This window comes from Mesorhizobium sp. M4A.F.Ca.ET.090.04.2.1, from assembly GCF_003999085.1.
Classification (GTDB): domain Bacteria; phylum Pseudomonadota; class Alphaproteobacteria; order Rhizobiales; family Rhizobiaceae; genus Mesorhizobium.
In genome coordinates this window covers 1-2,405 of sequence record NZ_RZOT01000705.1, presented here as the reverse complement: position 1 = coordinate 2,405, position 2,405 = coordinate 1, and the positions used below count along the sequence as shown (strand labels likewise).

Sequence of the window (2,405 nt, the reverse complement as noted above, 5' to 3'; positions counted from 1 at the left end):
TTCCAGATCGCGCCGTGCTTCCGCGACGAGGATCCGCGCGCCGACCGTCTGCCCGGCGAATTCTACCAGCTCGACCTCGAAATGAGCTTCGTCGAGCAGGACGATGTGCTGTCGACCATGGAGCCGGTGCTTCGCGAAGTGTTCGAGAGCTTCGCCGCCGGCAAGCCGGTGACGCAGAAATTCCGCCGCATCCCCTATGACGAGGCGATGCGCACCTACGGCACCGACAAGCCGGACCTGCGCAACCCGATCGAGATGCAGGCCGTATCGGATCATTTCCGCGAGTCCGGCTTCAAGGTGTTCGCCAACATCCTGGCCAATGATCCGAAGGCCGAGGTCTGGGCCATTCCGGCCAAGACCGGCGGCAGCCGCGCCTTCTGCGACCGCATGAATTCGTGGGCGCAGGGCGAGGGCCAGCCGGGCCTCGGCTACATCTTCTGGCGCAAGGAAGGCGACAAGCTCGAAGGCGCCGGTCCGATCGCCAAGAACATCGGCGAGGTGCGCACCGAGGCGGTCCGCCAGCAGCTTGGCTTGGCCGACGGCGACGCCGCCTTCTTCGTCGCCGGCGACCCGAAGAAATTCGTCTCCTTCGCCGGTGCCGCGCGCACCCGCGCCGGCGAGGAACTGAACCTCGTCGACCGCGACCGTTTCGAGCTTTGCTGGATCGTCGACTTCCCGTTCTTCGAATGGAACGAGGAAGAGAAGAAGATCGACTTCGCCCACAATCCGTTCTCCATGCCGCAGGGCGGCATCGAGGCGCTGGGCGGCGAGGATCTGCTCGGCATCAAGGCGTTCCAGTACGACATGGTCTGCAACGGCTTCGAGATCGCCTCCGGCGGCATCCGCAACCATCTGCCGGAGACCATGGTCAAGGCCTTCGAGACGGTCGGACTCGACCGCGCCACCGTCGAGGAGCGCTTCGGCGGCCTCTATCGCGCCTTCCAGTATGGTGCGCCGCCGCATGGCGGCATGGCGGCCGGCATCGACCGCATCGTGATGCTCTTGGTCGGCGCCAAGAACCTGCGCGAGGTCACCATGTTCCCGATGAACCAGCAGGCCTACGACCTTCTGATGAACGCGCCCGCGGAAGCCACGCCGCAGCAATTGCGCGAACTGTCGCTGCGCGTCGCCGTGGCAAAGAAGGACTGACGGCAGCGTTGCAACTGCTCTTTCTCCCCGTCTCTATACGGGGAGAAATGTCCGGCAGGACAATGAGGGGCAGCGCGGACGTCGGTGATTTGCGAGCGGTCGTGGCAGCTGAAGCCTTCTGACAGGCAATCGGGTCAGAAACTGAATTTCATATTTGCAGGCGTCGGCGCTGCCCCTCATCCGCCTGCCGGCACCTTCTCCCCGTATCACGGGGAGAAGGCAGCTAGTCCGATCAGTCCTCGTTCGCCTTGACCTTGACGCCAAGCGTCTTCGGCAGGTCGAGCGGGTTCGACATCGCTCCGGCCATGATCAGCGCGAACGGCACCGCAGCCGGTGGCTCGGCCGAAATCTCCAGACTCTTCGGATCGTCGAGATATTTGCCGACCGCAGCCGTTACCTCGGCCGTCAGCTCAGGATTGTTGAGCTGGGCCATGCCGAACGGCACGATCGCCTTGGCCTGATTGGCGATGTCCTTGCCCGACATGCCCTGCTGCTTTCCAACATAGTCCAGCACCTTGTTGGTCAGCGAATCGTCGTCGAAGCGGATCGAGGCGCTGTTGAACGAAAGCTGCTGCAACAGGCCGAGCATGGCCATGCCCTGCGCCGAATTGTCGGCGCCTTCGGGCTGCGCGGCCATCTTCTTCTGCATCTCCTGCAGCGACTTGATGAAGTCGAGCGTATAGCCGCCGAGGCCGAAGGTCATGCCGAGCTTGCCGGCATTGTCGACCGCAATGTCGTATTTCGACAGCTCCATCTTGCCGTCCGCCGGCTGCCACGTGCCGGCGATGTCGATATTGCCCGAAATGTTCTGGTATCCGAGCGCTTCGATGGCCTCCTTGGACTTGGGGTCTTCGACCAGGGTCAGGTCGGCATTGAACTTTTCCGTCGTGCCGGAAAATTCCATCGCCTTGCCGTCCTCCGGCGGGCTGACCTCGATGGCAAGTCCGTCCATCGAGAAGGCGGTCTTGTCGGCAACCTTGACCGTCATGTTGGAGAGCTCGGCCGACTTGTACATCATCAGCGAGCCGAGCGGGCCAGTGGCGCCTTCGGCCGGCACCGTCATGTCATGGATCACGAACGGGCTGAGCGACAGCGTGACGCCGTCCTTGCTGTGCTCGAGGGCCGCGGTCGAGACGGTTTCGATGTCATAGCCGCCATCGGCTTCGCTGACGCCTTCGAGCTTGACGTCGCCGATGGTCAGCGGCTCCTTCTCGCCGGCCGGCTTCACGGCCACGCCCTGCAGCACCATGTTGGAC

The 2,405-nt window shown here is 63.5% G+C and carries 2 protein-coding genes; one reads left to right on the top strand and one right to left on the bottom strand.

Going from position 1 to position 2,405, the window contains the following annotated elements:
• The coding region (aspS, locus tag EN781_RS30700) for an aspartate--tRNA ligase (RefSeq protein ID WP_127400639.1) at positions 1 to 1,149 on the top strand (1,149 nt) is incomplete at its 5' end.
• 232 nt (positions 1,150 to 1,381) lie between these two features.
• Here aspS and EN781_RS30695 read toward each other — a convergent pair.
• Positions 1,382 to 2,405, bottom strand: a 1,024-nt coding sequence (locus tag EN781_RS30695) for a hypothetical protein (RefSeq protein WP_127400638.1), incomplete at its 5' end; no start/stop codon positions are given.